The 14,129-nt window shown below is 62.8% G+C and carries 16 protein-coding genes; 12 read left to right on the top strand and 4 right to left on the bottom strand.

Annotated elements, in window-relative coordinates; translation table 11 throughout:
• Positions 1 to 10: 10 nt before the first annotated feature.
• Entirely contained in the window at positions 11 to 1,198 is a 1,188-nt protein-coding gene (locus O3306_RS17400; RefSeq protein ID WP_272009622.1) for a GNAT family N-acetyltransferase, read from the top strand.
• Positions 1,195 to 1,491: a 4a-hydroxytetrahydrobiopterin dehydratase gene (locus O3306_RS17405; protein WP_272009624.1), complete on the top strand. Its 297-nt coding sequence runs from the start codon at positions 1,195 to 1,197 to the stop codon at positions 1,489 to 1,491. The genes O3306_RS17400 and O3306_RS17405 overlap by 4 nt, the downstream gene beginning before the upstream one ends.
• Positions 1,492 to 1,576: 85 nt before the next feature.
• Here the strand turns inward: O3306_RS17405 and O3306_RS17410 are convergent, their stop codons facing one another.
• On the bottom strand, positions 1,577 to 2,065 hold the full coding sequence (locus O3306_RS17410) for a peroxiredoxin (protein ID WP_272009626.1): 489 nt from the start codon (positions 2,063 to 2,065) through the stop codon (positions 1,577 to 1,579).
• A 93-nt stretch (positions 2,066 to 2,158) separates the two neighbouring features.
• Here O3306_RS17410 and O3306_RS17415 point away from each other — a divergent pair, with 93 nt between their 5' ends.
• Together O3306_RS17415 and rsmD are read left to right on the top strand one after the other, a co-directional pair.
• Positions 2,159 to 3,370 (top strand): NAD(P)/FAD-dependent oxidoreductase, encoded by a 1,212-nt coding sequence (locus O3306_RS17415; RefSeq protein WP_272009628.1) that lies wholly within the window; start codon positions 2,159 to 2,161, stop codon positions 3,368 to 3,370.
• Entirely contained in the window at positions 3,367 to 3,936 is a 570-nt protein-coding gene (gene rsmD / locus O3306_RS17420) for a 16S rRNA (guanine(966)-N(2))-methyltransferase RsmD (protein WP_272009630.1), read from the top strand. Before O3306_RS17415 ends, rsmD begins: the two co-directional genes overlap by 4 nt.
• A 10-nt stretch (positions 3,937 to 3,946) precedes the next feature.
• Here rsmD and O3306_RS17425 read toward each other — a convergent pair whose 3' ends face one another.
• Positions 3,947 to 5,209, bottom strand: coding sequence for a glycerate kinase type-2 family protein (locus tag O3306_RS17425; protein ID WP_272009631.1), 1,263 nt, complete (start codon positions 5,207 to 5,209; stop codon positions 3,947 to 3,949).
• A 132-nt stretch (positions 5,210 to 5,341) separates the two neighbouring features.
• Between O3306_RS17425 and crcB the strand changes: the two genes are divergently transcribed.
• From crcB to O3306_RS17465, 8 genes are all read left to right on the top strand, one after another.
• Entirely contained in the window at positions 5,342 to 5,719 is a 378-nt protein-coding gene (gene crcB, locus O3306_RS17430; RefSeq protein ID WP_272009633.1) for a fluoride efflux transporter CrcB, read from the top strand.
• Positions 5,716 to 6,762, top strand: coding sequence for an RluA family pseudouridine synthase (locus tag O3306_RS17435; protein WP_272009635.1), 1,047 nt, complete (start codon positions 5,716 to 5,718; stop codon positions 6,760 to 6,762). The genes crcB and O3306_RS17435 overlap by 4 nt, the downstream gene beginning before the upstream one ends.
• A complete protein-coding gene (locus tag O3306_RS17440) occupies positions 6,759 to 7,442 on the top strand; it encodes an HAD-IA family hydrolase (protein ID WP_272009636.1) in 684 nt (227 codons plus the stop codon). Before O3306_RS17435 ends, O3306_RS17440 begins: the two co-directional genes overlap by 4 nt.
• Entirely contained in the window at positions 7,439 to 8,173 is a 735-nt protein-coding gene (locus tag O3306_RS17445) for an ATP12 family chaperone protein (RefSeq protein WP_272009638.1), read from the top strand. The genes O3306_RS17440 and O3306_RS17445 overlap by 4 nt, the downstream gene beginning before the upstream one ends.
• 185 nt (positions 8,174 to 8,358) lie before the next feature.
• Complete coding sequence (locus O3306_RS17450) at positions 8,359 to 9,378, top strand: amino acid ABC transporter substrate-binding protein (protein ID WP_272009640.1); 1,020 nt, start codon at positions 8,359 to 8,361, stop codon at positions 9,376 to 9,378.
• Positions 9,379 to 9,500: 122 nt separating this feature from the next.
• Complete coding sequence (locus tag O3306_RS17455; protein ID WP_272009642.1) at positions 9,501 to 10,721, top strand: amino acid ABC transporter permease; 1,221 nt, start codon at positions 9,501 to 9,503, stop codon at positions 10,719 to 10,721.
• 3 nt (positions 10,722 to 10,724) lie between these two features.
• Positions 10,725 to 12,023 carry an amino acid ABC transporter permease gene (locus tag O3306_RS17460; protein WP_272009644.1) on the top strand — a complete coding sequence of 433 codons (1,299 nt, stop codon included), beginning with the start codon at positions 10,725 to 10,727 and terminating at the stop codon, positions 12,021 to 12,023.
• Between the two features lie 14 nt (positions 12,024 to 12,037).
• Positions 12,038 to 12,808 (top strand): amino acid ABC transporter ATP-binding protein, encoded by a 771-nt coding sequence (locus tag O3306_RS17465; RefSeq protein WP_272009650.1) that lies wholly within the window; start codon positions 12,038 to 12,040, stop codon positions 12,806 to 12,808.
• A 36-nt stretch (positions 12,809 to 12,844) separates the two neighbouring features.
• On the opposite strand, the gene O3306_RS17470 is transcribed toward O3306_RS17465, so the two are convergent.
• On the bottom strand, positions 12,845 to 13,339 hold the full coding sequence (locus tag O3306_RS17470) for a SixA phosphatase family protein (RefSeq protein WP_272009656.1): 495 nt from the start codon (positions 13,337 to 13,339) through the stop codon (positions 12,845 to 12,847).
• Positions 13,336 to 13,989, bottom strand: coding sequence for a ferredoxin (locus O3306_RS17475; protein WP_272009660.1), 654 nt, complete (start codon positions 13,987 to 13,989; stop codon positions 13,336 to 13,338). Before O3306_RS17475 ends, O3306_RS17470 begins: the two co-directional genes overlap by 4 nt.
• Between the last annotated feature and the right edge of the window lie 140 nt (positions 13,990 to 14,129).

A 14,129-nucleotide genomic window follows, 5' to 3' on the forward strand; every position in this document is an offset into this window, starting at 1 on the left:
CGGGGGCGCCATGACCAAAACCGAAGCGATCATCGAGATCCATGACAGCCTGACGCAGATCGACGCGCCGGACTGGGATGCCTGTGCCTGCCCCGAGGCGGCGCAGAGTGGTCGCCCGGATGATCCGTTTACCACTCACCGGTTCCTGCTGGCGCTGGAGCAGAGCGGCTCTGTCGGGCCGGGGACCGGGTGGCAGGCGCAATACATGACCGTGCGCACGGGCGGGCAGATCATTGCCTGTGCGCCGCTTTATGCCAAATCGCACAGTCAGGGCGAGTATATCTTCGATTTCAACTGGGCGCAGGCCTATGAGAATGCAGGCGGGCGCTATTACCCGAAATTGCAGATCGCGGTGCCCTTTACCCCCGTCACCGGGCGACGGTTCCTGACCCGACCGGGTCACGAAGATGTGGGCCGAGCGGCGCTGGTGCAGGGGGCGGTGCAGATGGCCGAGCGGCATGGGCTGTCGTCGCTGCATATCACCTTTTGCACCGAGGACGAGGCAGAGGCGGGGGCCGCGATGGGCCTGATGCGGCGCAGCAGCCAGCAGTTTCACTGGATGAATGGCGGGTATGAAAGCTTTGACGGGTTCCTGGCGCAGTTGAGCGCCCGTAAGCGCAAGAACATCCGCAAGGAGCGCCGGACCGCGCAGGATTTTGGCGGCGAGATCGAAGAGCTGACAGGCGATGCGATCAGACCCGCGCATTGGGATGCGTTCTGGCAGTTCTATCAGGACACCGGGGCGCGCAAATGGGGCACGCCCTACCTGACGCGGGCGTTTTTCGACATTGCGCAGGACACGCTGCGCGATGATATCCTGCTGGTTCTGGCGCTGCGCGACGGGCGCGCGGTGGCGGGTGCGATGAACTTGATCGGAGCGCACACGCTTTATGGCCGGTACTGGGGCTGCATCGAGGATCACCCCTGCCTGCATTTCGAACTGTGCTATTACCGGGCGATAGAATATGCCATCGCCCATGGTCTGGATCGGGTAGAGGCCGGCGCGCAGGGTGAACACAAGCTGGCGCGCGGCTATCTGCCGGTCACGACACATTCCTTGCACTGGTTGTCCGATCCCGGCTTTGCTGCCGCGGTGGCGCAGTACCTGGAGGCAGAAAAACACGCGGTAGACCAGGAGATAGATATCCTGACCGCTTACGGCCCGTTTCGGAAGACCAATGTGGAGGACAAACTGTGACCGAGATACTGAGCGATACCGCCCGTGCCACGATGCTGGCGCCGCTGTTGGAGGGGGGCTGGGAAATGGTCGAAGGGCGCGATGCGATCCGCAAGACCTACAAGTTTGCCGATTTCGCCGATGCGTTCGGTTTCATGACCCGCGCGGCGATCTGGGCCGAAAAATGGAACCACCATCCTGAATGGTCCAATGTTTACAACCGGGTGAATGTCATGCTGACCACCCATTCCGTCAATGGGCTGAGCGCGCTTGACGCCAAGCTGGCGCGCAAGATGGACACGCTGGTGGGGTAGTGTCGGCAGGTCTGGGGGTTTTCCCCCAGACCGCAGGATATTTTCGGTCAGACGATGCGGGGCGCCATGCGACCCGGCTGCGCGTTCAAAGTGCTGCGAGCAGTGCCTCGCCGCCCGAGACTTCGCAGACGCCGGGGTTTTCCTCGGCCTGAAACACCGTCACGGTGCCGTCTTCCACGACCATTGCGTAGCGTTTTGAGCGATCAATGAGACCTGCGGGCGGGGCCGAGAAATCCATGCCGATGGCCTTGGTGAATGCGGCCTCTGGATCGCCGAGCATGGTGATGCCTGCATCCGTGGCGCCGGTCGCCTCGCCCCAGCTTTTCATCACGAAGGGATCATTGACGCTGACGCAGATGATCTCGTCCACGCCCTTGGCGTCGAAATCAGCCTTGGTCCGCACGAAGCTGGGCACATGTGCGGAATGACACGTCGGGGTGAAGGCCCCCGGCACGGCAAAGATCACGACCTTGCGCCCGGCGAGCTTGCTGGCAAGGTCAACCGGGGCGGGGCCGTCTGCCCCCATTGCAACGAGGGTGGAATTCGGGAGTTTGTCGCCTTTGGTAATCGTCATTGTCGCATCCTGTTTGTTAATTGCAGTGGGCATCAGTGTAGATATAGGTTCTGAGCAACAGAAGTTAATGATTTTCATCAAAGGGAGGGCGGGATGAGCAATGTTGTCGTGATCGGGGCCGGGCAGGCGGGATCGTCGCTTGTGGCGAAGCTGCGCAATTCGGGCTTTGAAGGGCAGATCACACTCATCGGTCAAGAAGCGGCGCCCCCCTATCAGCGTCCGCCGCTGTCCAAGAAATACCTGCTGGGCGAGATGGCGCTGGAGCGGCTCTATTTGCGGCCAGAGAGCTTTTACAGCGAAAACGGGATTGATTTGCGCCTGAACGCGCAGGTGATTGCGATCGACCGCGAGGGCCGTGAGGTGCATGTGGGTGAAGATCGGTTGCCCTACGATCATCTGGTCATGACGACAGGCTCGACGCCGCGGCGGTTGCCTGCTGCGATCGGCGGTGATCTGGACGGGGTTTTCGTGGTGCGCGATCTGAAGGACGTGGATGCGATGGCGCCGCGGTTCGCGCCGGGCCGGCACGTTCTGATCGTCGGCGGCGGCTATATCGGGCTGGAGGCGGCGGCGGTGGCTGCCAGCAAGGGGCTCAAGGTCACGCTGGTCGAGATGGCGGACCGGATCCTGCAACGGGTCGCAGCGCCTGAGACATCGGATTATTTCCGCACGCTGCACAAGTCTCACGGTGTTGATATTCGCGAGGGGCTGGGGCTGGAGACGCTGCTGGGCGACGGCAGTGTCACCGGCGCGCGGCTGAGCGATGGCAGCGAACTGGTGGTGGATTTCGTCATCGTCGGTGTCGGCATCACCCCGGCGACCGGGCTGGCGGAAATGTCCGGCCTGATGATCGAGAACGGCATCAAGGTGAACGAGTTGGGCCAGACCAGCGATCCGGCGATCTGGGCTGCGGGCGATTGCGCCTCGTTCCCATACAACGGTGGTCGCGCCCGGCTGGAGAGCGTGCCCAATGCCATCGACATGGCCGAATGCGTGGCCGAGAACATCATGGGGGCGGGTAAGACCTATGTGCCGCAGCCATGGTTCTGGTCGGACCAGTATGACGTCAAGCTGCAGATTGCGGGTCTCAATACCGGCTATGATCGGATCGTGACCCGGCCCGGCGATGCCGAGGGGGCCACGTCGTTCTGGTACTACAAGGGCGCGCAATTGCTGGCGGTGGACGCGATGAACGAGCCGCGCGCCTATATGGTGGGCAAACGCCTGATCGATGCGGGAAAGTCGCCTGATCCGGACGCGGTGGCCGATCCTGCAACAGAGCTGAAGACGCTGCTGCGCGGGTGAGGATCATCGGCGGCGCGTTTCGCGGGCGGCGGCTCGCCTCGGTAGGTGTGGGCGATATCGCGGCCCGGTTGCGCCCGACGGCGGACCGGGTGCGCGAGAGCCTGTTCAACGTGCTGGTCAATGCCCACGGCGCGCCGCAGCCTGGCGCGCGGGTGCTCGACCTGTTTGCCGGGACCGGCGCGCTGGGGCTGGAGGCGCTGTCGCGCGGGGCGGCTCATGCCACATTCGTCGAGAACGGGCGCAAGGCGCAAGACCTGCTGGGGCAGAACATCACGCTGTGCCGCGTCGAGGATGACAGCCGCGTGCTGCGCCGCGATGTGCGGCGGATTGGCCCGGTGGAGGGCGCGCCGTTTGACCTGATCTTTCTCGATCCGCCCTATGGGCGCGGTCTGGGCGAGCAGGCGTTGCAGGCGGCGGTGCAGGGGGGCTGGCTGGCCCCCGGTGCGCTGGTGGTCTGGGAAGAAAACGCCGCCGTGACCCCGCCTGCCGGGCTGAAGGTGCTGGATGTGCGGCGCTATGGTGACACGGTGATCACCCTGTTGGAGCACGCAGGCGCCGCCGAGTGACGGCGCGCTCTTAGAGTGGCTGGATCAGGATCGCACGAAAATCGTTCACGTTGGTCAGGGTCGGGCCGGTGACAACCTGACCGCCGATGCGCCCGAAAAATCCATGCGCATCATTGTCGGCCAATGCGACCGCCGGATCATCGCCGGTTGCGACGGCATGGGCCAGCGATTCGGGGCCGATCAGGGCGCCCGCCACTTCGGCCGCACCATCGACACCGTCCGTGTCACAGGCGATGGCATGGATGCCCGGTGCCGCGTCGAGGGCCAGCGCCAACGCCAGCGCGTATTCCGCATTCGGCCCGCCGATGCCGTCGCCGCGCCGGGTGACGGTCAATTCGCCGCCTGAGAGCAGCAGGACGGGTTTGGAGCCAGAAGACATGGCTGCCTGTCGGTTCAGAGCTTCTGCGGCATGGGCGCGGGCCACGTCTCGGGCTTCGCCTTCCAGCGCGTCGCCCAGGATTTCCACGGAGATGCCTGACGCCTGTGCCAATTCGGCGGCGGCGGCCAGCGATTGCGCCGGGGCGGCGTAGATCACGTTGCGGACATGGGTGAGGCGCGTGTCATTCGGGGGCAGTGGCGCGCCGCCTGCGCGCAGGTAAGCGGTGATCGAGGCGGGTGGTGTCACGCTCCAGCGGTCAAGTGCTTCGAGGGCGCGGGTGGCATCCCCGGTATCGCCCACCGTCGGGCCGCTGGCGATGTCGGCGGGATCGTCGCCGGGCACGTCCGAGATCAACAGGGCCAACATCTGCGCGGGGTAGGCGGCGGCGGCCAGTTTGCCGCCCTTCACGTCCGATATCTGTTTGCGGATGTCGTTGAGCACGCCAATCGGCGCGCCGCTGGCCAGCAAGGCATCGGTCAGCGCCTGTTTTTCGGCCAGCGTAATGTCCCCGGCGGGGGCCGTCAGTAGGGCAGAGCCGCCGCCCGAGATGAGCGCCAGTACGAAATCGCCCTCGCCCAGACATTCCAGCAGATCCAACATGCGGCGCGTGGCCTGCTGGCCCGCCGCGTCGGGCACCGGGTGTGCCGCCTCGACGATCTCGATGCCCGTGCAGGGCCGGGCATAGCCGTAGCGGGTGATCACGAGCCCTTCGCACGGACCCCATTCGGCCTCGACCGCCTCTGCCATCCGCGCCGATGCCTTGCCCGCGCCGATCACCATTACCCGGCCAGCAGGTTTGGGCGGCAGCACGGCGGCCAGGCTTTGCATCGGGTCAGCCACCGCTACCGCGCGGTCAAAGAGCTGGCGCAGCAGCGCGGGGGTGTCGGTCGTCATGGGTCGTCTCTTTCTTTGGTCATTTCGGCGCATGTTAGCGCCACCAGCGTGGGCGGAACAGCCCTTTTGCGGTACCTATAGGTATATATGCGCAGCTTGACAAAGCAGGGGTGGCGGGCGACAGACGCGGCCATGATCATGACCTTTCTATCTGTGGCGCTGGGCGGCGCGCTGGGCGCTGCGGCGCGGTTCGGCGTGGGCCTCGGCCTTGTGCGGCTGAGCGGGCCGGGCTTTCCCATCGCGATCCTCACGGTGAACATCGTGGGGTCGTTCGTGATGGGCCTGTTTTTCGTGCTGTCGTTCCATAAGGGGCTGGGTGGGTTGAACCCGTTCGTGATGACCGGCCTTCTGGGCGGGTTCACGACGTTCTCGGCCTTTTCGCTGGAAGCGTTCACGTTGTACGAGCGTGGACAGATAGTGGCGGCGGGAACCTATGTGGGCCTGTCGGTGATCGGATCGATCGGCGCGTTGGTGATCGGTGTCTGGATAGCAAGGAGCCTTTGGGCATGAGCGGTGTACAGACTTTGCACGTATCGAGCGACGATGGCGATCAGCGGCTTGACCGGTGGCTGCGTCGCCAGTTTCCGCATCTCAGCCAGGGGCGGATCGAGAAGATGTGCCGCAAGGGCGATCTGCGGGTCGATGGCGGACGAGTGAAACCGTCCACGCGTCTGGAAGTGGGGCAGGCGGTGCGCATTCCGCCCCTGCCGGACGCCGCCGAGGCTGCTGCCTTTGCGCGGGCCCATGTCACGGATGCGGATGCCAAGATGATCCGCGCCTGCGTGATCTACCGCGACGATTATGTGATCGCGCTGAACAAGCCGCCGGGCCTGCCGGTACAGGGTGGATCGAAACAGCACCGCCATGTCGATGGCCTGTCCGAGGCTTTACGCTTTGGCATGGAGGAAAAGCCGCGCCTGGTGCACCGGCTGGACAAGGACACTTCGGGTGTTCTGGTTCTGGCGCGGACCCGCGAGGCGGCCAAGGGGCTTACGGCGGCCTTCAGGCACCGCAACACGCGCAAGATCTATTGGGCCGCCGTTGCCGGGGTGCCGACACCACGCATGGGCACGGTGAAATACGGGCTGGTCAAGGCGCCGGGGCACGGCGCCAAGGGCGAGGGCGAAAAGATGCACTGCCTGCATCCGCGCGATGTGGACGCAACGCCCGGCGCAAAACATGCCACCACCGATTACGCGGTGCTGGAGGCGGCGGGCAGCCGCACGGCCTGGGTGGCGCTGGTGCCGATCACCGGGCGCACCCACCAGTTGCGCGCGCATATGGCCGAGCTGGGGCATCCGATTGTCGGTGACGGAAAATATGGCGGCTCGGGGCAGGAAAACCTTGGCGATGGCTGGGGCGCACAGCTGGGTGGCGACGTGTCGAAAAAGCTGCATCTGCACGCGCGCAGCTTGGTCATAGAGCATCCGGTGACAAAGAACGTGATGCACCTTACCGCGCAGATGCCCGCGCATATGGCGCATACCTGGGACATGTTCCAGTGGTCGGCAAAGGATGTGCCAGCCGATCCGTTCGACGAGGAAGAGCTGTGAGCCACCCCCTGCGTCTGGTGATATTCGATGTGGACGGCACGCTGGTGGACAGCCAGGACGACATTGCCCGCGCCATGGCCCATGCATTCGACAGTATCGGCGCGCCGGTGCCTGAGCGGAGTGCGATTCTCGGCATCGTCGGGCTGTCGCTCGATGTGGCAATGGCGCGGCTGGCGCCGGACCTGGATGCGGCGGCCCATGCGCGCTTGGTCGATGGGTACAAAGCCGCCTACATGTCGTTGCGTGCCACAGCCGGTACGGCGCAGTCATCGCCGCTCTATCCCGGGGCGCGCGCGGTTCTGGATACGTTGCAAGCAGAGCCGGAAACGCTGCTGGGCGTAGCGACGGGCAAGTCGCGCCGGGGGCTGGACAAGCTGCTGGAGGGGCACGGGCTGGAGGCGATGTTCGTCACACAACAGGTGGCCGATTTTCACCCCTCGAAGCCGCATCCCGCGATGATCGCGGCCGCACTGGCAGAGACGGGCGTGGACGCACGCGCCGCCGTGATGATCGGCGACACGAGTTATGACATGGAAATGGCCAAGGCCGCAGGCATCGCCGCTATCGGTGTCAGCTGGGGGTATCATTCGGTTTCCGCGCTCGGCGCTGCGGACCTGGTGATCGACCGGTTCAGCGATTTGCCCGGCGCCTTGGAAACGCTGTGGGAGACTGCAACATGAGCGCATGGAAGGCCAAACGGTTCTGGACCGAGGCACAGGTGATCGAAGAGACAGAGGGCTACGGCGTTGCGCTGGATGCGCGGCCGGTCAACACGCCGGGCAAGATACGGCTGATCGTGCCGACCCGTGCCATGGCCGAGGCCATCGCCGCCGAATGGGACGCGCAGGACGAAGTGATCAACCCCAATACGATGCCGGTCACCCGATCCGCCAATTCTGCGTTGGAAAAGGTCGGCGAACAGCATGGCGCGGTGGCACAGATGATTGCCGATTACGGCGACAGCGATCTGCTGTGTTATCGCGCGGTTTCACCGGTCGAACTGGCAGAGCGACAGGCCGCCGCGTGGGATCCGCTGCTGGATTGGGCCGATTCGGCCCTGAATGTGCGGCTGAGCGTGCGCACAGGCGTCATGCATCATCCGCAAGATGGCACGGCGCTGCAAAAGCTGCAGGCCGAAGTGCATGCGCAAGATAACTTTGCGCTGACGGCGCTGCATGACCTTGTAAGCCTCTCGGGTTCTCTGGTGATCGGTCTGGCCGCGATCCGTGATGCAAAACCCATTGAGGACCTCTGGAAAATCTCGAGGATCGATGAGGATTGGCAGTCCGAACTCTGGGGCGATGACGATGAGGCGTCTGCTTTGGCGGCCCGCAAGGCTGAAGCATTTTTGCATGCGAAACGGTTTTTTGATCTCAGCCGGGCCGCAGATCAAGGGCATGTGCTAGCCTGACCCATGGTCAACCAGTCGGTGGAATCAGCATTTTTCGTGATGCAGCCCTTGACCTTTGAGAATGAATCCATCCACACTCAGCCGCGCTGAGGGGGGCTAACCCTCTTACGTGTCATTCCGGTTTCGACTGCGAGGCCGAGTAAACCACCCTTTCTCAACGGGTGGATAATCAGGAAGAGGTAAACATGAAAAAATCCGTATTTCTTGGCGCTCTGACGGTCGCCGGTCTTGCTGCCGGGGCCGCTGCGGCGGGAACGCTTGATGATGTCAAGGCTCGTGGCAAGCTGAACTGCGGCGTGACCACCGGGCTGGTCGGCTTTGCCGCCCCCGATGCGAATGGCGTCTGGCAGGGCTTTGACGTCGGTGTGTGCCGCGCGGTTGCTGCGGCGGTTCTTGGCGATGCGAATGCTGTTGAATTTGTCCCCACCACAGGCAAGACACGCTTTACCGCGCTGGCCTCGGGCGAAATCGACATGCTGGCCCGTAACACCACTTGGACATTCAGCCGCGACGTCGATCTGAAATTCGAATTCGTCGGCATCAACTACTACGATGGCCAAGGCTTCATGGTGCCCAAGTCGCTGGGCGTAAGCTCGGCCAAGGAACTGGACGGCGCGACCGTCTGCATCCAGACCGGCACCACGACCGAGCTGAACCTCGCGGACTTCTTCCGCAAGAACAACATCAGCTACGAGCCGGTTCCGGTTGAAACCAACGCTGAAGGCCAGCAGCAGTACCTTGCTGGTGCCTGCGACACCTACACCACCGACGCATCGGGCCTGGCCGCGACACGTGCCGCGTTCGAGAACCCCGGTGATCACGTGATCCTGCCCGAAATCGTCTCGAAAGAGCCGCTCGGCCCGCTTGTTCGCCACGGCGACAACGAATGGGGTGACGTGGTCCGCTGGACGCTGAACGCGCTGATCGCAGCCGAAGAGCTGGGAATCACCAGCGCCAATGTCAGCGAAATGTCGATGGCCGCTGGCAGCAGCCCGGAAGTGAACCGCCTGCTGGGCACCGAGGGTAACCTGGGTGAAATGCTGGGTCTCAGCGCTGACTGGGCCAAGAATGCCGTCATGGCGGGTGGCAACTACGGCGAACTGTTCGAGAAGAACATCGGCGAGAACACCCCGATCGGCTTGGCGCGCGGCCTGAACGCGCAGTGGACCGATGGTGGTCTGCTGTACTCGCCTCCGTTCCGCTAAGAACGATACCTAATGAAGGGCGCGGCATGGTCCGCGCCCTTCGCACCTAAGACCAAGAAAATCCAGGCCCAGGGCATTTGACCCGAGAATAATAATGGGCCGGAAAACGGGGATACATCCACATGACCGCATTAACCGACCCTCCTAGGGAGTCGTTCCGTCTTTCGATGCTGATCAACGACAAGCGGTACCGGTCGCTGACGTTTCAGGCGATTGCACTTATCTTGCTCATATCGGTCTTCGCTTACCTGGGGTCGAACCTGATGGCGAACCTCGCTGCGGCGGGATTGAACATCAGCTACAGCTTCCTTGGCGATCCTGCCGGCTATGACATCAACCAGACGCTGATCCCTTACGACAGCCAGTCACCTCACCTTCAGGCGGCCTGGGTCGGGATCCTGAATACGCTGCTCGTCGCGGTGCTGGCCTGTGTGTCTGCGACCATTCTCGGGGTATTCGCGGGCGTGTTGCGGCTGTCGAACAACTGGCTCGTGCGCAAGCTGATGTCAGGATATGTCGAGATTTTCCGCAACATCCCGGTCCTGATCTGGATCCTGATCATCTACGGCATCATAACCGTGTCGCTTCCGGGCGCGCGTGTCTATCTGGGCGAGGATCCGCAACGCGAGCTGGTTCTGGGCATGTTTGCCTTTACCAACCGCGGCATCTATGTGCCCGCGCCCATATGGGGCCCCGGTTCGATGATCGTGGTGGGCACGTTCTTCGTGTCGATTGCGGCCATGTTTGCCTATCGGTCCTACGCCAAGAAGCTGTTGTTCAACACCGGCAAGCTACTGCCGATGGGGTGGCCGTCGCTGGTGATCCTCATCGTGCCGACGATTCTGGTGTTCTTCGTGATGGGGCAGCCCATCACACTTGATATGCCGGATCCGCTGGCCAACAGGTTCAACCTGCGCGGCGGTATCCAGATCGGCGCGCCGCTGATCGCGCTCTGGCTCGCCTTGTCGGTCTATACCGGCGCCTTCATCGCCGAGAACGTCCGTGCCGGTATCCTTGCCGTGAGCAAGGGCCAGACAGAGGCCGCTGCCGCGCTTGGTTTGCGTCCGGGCCGGATCATGAACCTGGTGGTGTTGCCGCAGGCGCTGCGGGTGATCATCCCGCCGCTGATCTCGCAATATCTAAACATCACCAAGAACTCTTCGCTCGCCATTGCGGTGGGATACGCGGACATCACGGCGACGCTGGGCGGCATCACGCTGAACCAGACGGGCCGGGCGATCGAATGCGTGCTGCTGCTGATGTTGTTTTATCTCGTGATCTCGCTGAGCATTTCGGCGGTGATGAACGTCTACAACAACGCCATGAAACTGAAGGAGCGCTGAGAAATGTCAGATACACATGCACATTCCGTCGCCTTTGTTCGTGAAACAGCGATTCCGCCCGCCCCACCGCCAGCCACTGAAGCCGGCGTGATCGGGTGGATGCGGCAGAACCTGTTCGCGACCTGGGCCAACGCCCTTCTGACAGTTGTGGCCATCTACTTCGTGTACCTGCTGCTTACCGGCACCCTGCCGTGGATTCTGGGGGGGCTGTGGAACACCGACAGCCTCGCGGAATGCCGCGAAATCCTGCAAGGCAAGAACGCCGCGTGCTTCTCTGTCCTGACGGAACGGTGGAATCAGCTCCTGTTTGGCTTCAAGTATCCGGACGAGTTCTACTGGCGTCCCGGTATTGCCTTCATCCTGCTGTTTCTTGCTGCTGCGCCGGTACTGTTTTTCGATCTGCCGCGCAAATTGCTGCTGTTCACGGCCATCTATCCGTTCCTGGCCTTCTGGCTGATCTGGGGCGGAACGGTCTGGAACCCGGTCTTTGCCGCGCTTGGCTTTATTGCCGGCTATGTGGTCTTTGACCTTTACGGCAAGCAGAACTTCGCAGCGGGCTTTTTCGGCGGGATAGTGGCGGCATTCGTCGTGTGGTTCCTTGCGGGCTACATCGTCCCGGCGATTGCGCCCGAACAACCCGTGCTGGAAGCGGTGCAATCGCGCGACATGGGCGGCTTCATGCTGAACATGATCCTCGGGGTGGTCTGCGTATCACTGTCGCTGCCCTTGGGGATTGCGCTGGCGCTGGGGCGGCAATCGTCGATGCCGCTGATCAAGTGGATCTGTGTCGTGTTCATCGAGTTCATCCGCGGCGTGCCTCTGATCACGCTGCTGTTCGTGGCGAACGTCGTTCTGGCCTACTTCCTGCCGCCGGGCACGACCTTCGATTTGATCCTGCGGGTGATCATCATGATCACCATGTTCGCCTCGGCCTATATCGCCGAGGTGATCCGGGGGGGCCTCGCGGCGCTGCCCAAGGGGCAGTACGAGGCAGCCGATTCGCTGGGTCTGGACTATGCGCAGGCGATGCGGCTGATCGTCTTGCCACAGGCGCTGAAGATCTCGATCCCGGGTATCGTCAACGTTTCGGTGGGTCTGTTCAAGGATACCACGCTGGTGTCGATCATCACGATGTTCGACCTGGTGGGAATGATCCGCGGCCCGATCCTGGCCTCGACCGAGTGGAACGGCGTGTACTGGGAGTTGTTCAGCTTCGCTGCCGTCCTCTTCTTCATCACATGCTACGGCATTTCCCAATATTCACAGTGGCTTGAGCGTCGTCTTACCACCGATCACCGTTAAAGGAGGCCAGAACCATGGCTGAAGTTGCAAAGAAACTGCAAGTGTCGGACGAGGTCGCGATCTCGATCCAGAAAATGAACAAATGGTACGGCACCTTTCACGTGCTGCGGGATATTGATCTGACTGTCTACCGCGGCGAGCGGATCGTTATCTGCGGGCCGTCGGGATCCGGTAAATCAACGCTGATCCGCTGCGTGAACGCGCTGGAAGAGCACCAGCAGGGCCGTATCGAAGTGGATGGGACGGTGCTGTCCTCGGATCTCAAGAATATCGACAAGATCCGCTCCGAGGTTGGCATGTGCTTCCAGCACTTCAACCTCTTTCCGCACCTGACCATTCTGGAGAACTGCACGCTGGCGCCGATCTGGGTGCGCAAGACGCCCAAGAAGGAAGCTGAAGAAACGGCGATGCATTTCCTCAAGAAGGTGAAGATCCCCGAGCAGGCTGACAAGTATCCCGGTCAGCTGTCGGGTGGGCAGCAACAGCGTGTGGCCATCGCGCGCTCATTGTGCATGCGCCCGCGCATCATGCTGTTTGACGAGCCGACATCGGCGCTTGATCCCGAGATGATCAAGGAGGTGCTCGACACCATGATCGAGCTGGCCGAAGAAGGCATGACCATGCTCTGCGTCACGCACGAGATGGGCTTTGCCCGTCAGGTCGCGAACCGCGTGATCTTTATGGACGAGGGACAGATCGTCGAACAGAACGAGCCGGAAGAGTTCTTCAACAACCCCAAATCCGACCGGACGCAGCTGTTCCTCAGCCAGATCCTGGGGCATTGATATCTATGCAGGGTGGGTTTTCGAACCCGCCCTGCGTCATTCGGTTAGGTCACGCGGCGTGATGAAATCGACCACGTTTCCAGTTCCGAACGCCAGTTTTTCCCATTCTGAAATCGGAAAATCCGCCACCAGCGTCGCGCCGGTCGGGTAGTCGCGGAACCGCGCGTGGGCGGGGTGTTTGTCCAGCAACAGATCGGCGAATTCCGCGATGCCCGGATTGTGGCCCAGCATCAGCACGCAGCCTGCGCTGGCGCCCTTCAGCGCCGCGAGCATCTGGTGTGGCCTTGCAAGATAGAGCGTGTTGGTAAACTCCGCTGGCACGTCGAACCCCAACCGCGCCGCGGTTTCGCGGGTGCGTTCCGCTGATGAGCTGAGGATGGCGTCCGGCAGATATCCGCCCTGCCGCAGCCAATTGCCAAGCGCTGTGGCAGCATCGCGCCCGCGCCGGTTCAAAGGGCGCTCGTGGTCGCTTGGGGTGGAGCTGTCCCAGCTGGATTTGGCGTGGCGGGTCAGGATCAGGCGTCGGGTCATGCGCGGTGAAAGCTCCTCATGTGCAGCGCCGACTGCGCTGGATCACGGTCAAAACGCTGGCTGACCGGGCAGGCGCGGCGCGCGCGGCATCCGCCTGTCATACAGACCTGTCCTGGGTCACTGTCCAGATAACCATGACAGGCTGCCACATCATAGCCGATTTCAGCGCTCAGCGCATTCACGGGGCAGGCGGTCATGCAGGGGCTACCGACACAGGTCGTGCAGGGCGATGCGGGTGGCGGTGCGGGCAGCGCGATATGCCCCGGCCAGCGCAGCGCGCCGCGATAGGACACCATCATCCCTGCCTCGTCATGTACCAGCATACCTGCCGGGCTTTGCCAGGCACGGCCCGATTGTATCGCCCATTTCAGAAACGGCTGATGGGGTGGTCCGCCGAAGGGAAAAACCGCCGTCGCCCCGAGGCTGGTTGCCAGTGCGCCAAGGACACGGGTTGACCAGCGATCCACCGGATCGGGGGCATGATCGCGCATCTCGGGGCTGGCGCGGAAATGCTCCCAGAACCCGCGCCCCGGCCCGAGCAACATCAGCGTCCCGCCGGCCTCGTGCAGGCCGCCCATGACGCTCAGCCGCTCGCTGGCGGCCGCGGCACAGACCGTGTCATAGGTCACTTCTTGCGATACGGCAGCCATAGGCTCCACCCCGGTTGTGATGGACGCGCGTCCTGCCATTTCAGAGCGATGATCATCGCTTCGTGTTCCATGCCCGACAGCTTATGCCAATCGCGCAGCGGTGCAAGCCACCGCCGCACCCATGGGGCGCTGTGGCGACA

It is taken from the genome of Roseovarius sp. ZX-A-9, assembly GCF_028369135.1.
Taxonomy (GTDB): domain Bacteria; phylum Pseudomonadota; class Alphaproteobacteria; order Rhodobacterales; family Rhodobacteraceae; genus Roseovarius.

What these genes read in the sequence shown, in the direction of transcription:
- O3306_RS17470 (WP_272009656.1), bottom strand. Translation starts at nt 13,339, where the DNA reads ATGACCCGACGCCTGATCCTGACCCGCCACGCCAAATCCAGCTGGGAC.
- O3306_RS17475 (WP_272009660.1), bottom strand. Translation starts at nt 13,989, where the DNA reads ATGGCTGCCGTATCGCAAGAAGTGACCTATGACACGGTCTGTGCCGCG.
- crcB (WP_272009633.1), top strand. Translation starts at nt 5,342, where the DNA reads ATGATCATGACCTTTCTATCTGTGGCGCTGGGCGGCGCGCTGGGCGCT.
- O3306_RS17460 (WP_272009644.1), top strand. Translation starts at nt 10,725, where the DNA reads ATGTCAGATACACATGCACATTCCGTCGCCTTTGTTCGTGAAACAGCG.
- O3306_RS17415 (WP_272009628.1), top strand. Translation starts at nt 2,159, where the DNA reads ATGAGCAATGTTGTCGTGATCGGGGCCGGGCAGGCGGGATCGTCGCTT.
- O3306_RS17455 (WP_272009642.1), top strand. Translation starts at nt 9,501, where the DNA reads ATGACCGCATTAACCGACCCTCCTAGGGAGTCGTTCCGTCTTTCGATG.
- O3306_RS17400 (WP_272009622.1), top strand. Translation starts at nt 11, where the DNA reads ATGACCAAAACCGAAGCGATCATCGAGATCCATGACAGCCTGACGCAG.
- O3306_RS17425 (WP_272009631.1), bottom strand. Translation starts at nt 5,209, where the DNA reads ATGACGACCGACACCCCCGCGCTGCTGCGCCAGCTCTTTGACCGCGCG.
- O3306_RS17410 (WP_272009626.1), bottom strand. Translation starts at nt 2,065, where the DNA reads ATGACGATTACCAAAGGCGACAAACTCCCGAATTCCACCCTCGTTGCA.
- O3306_RS17445 (WP_272009638.1), top strand. Translation starts at nt 7,439, where the DNA reads ATGAGCGCATGGAAGGCCAAACGGTTCTGGACCGAGGCACAGGTGATC.
- O3306_RS17435 (WP_272009635.1), top strand. Translation starts at nt 5,716, where the DNA reads ATGAGCGGTGTACAGACTTTGCACGTATCGAGCGACGATGGCGATCAG.
- O3306_RS17465 (WP_272009650.1), top strand. Translation starts at nt 12,038, where the DNA reads ATGGCTGAAGTTGCAAAGAAACTGCAAGTGTCGGACGAGGTCGCGATC.
- O3306_RS17450 (WP_272009640.1), top strand. Translation starts at nt 8,359, where the DNA reads ATGAAAAAATCCGTATTTCTTGGCGCTCTGACGGTCGCCGGTCTTGCT.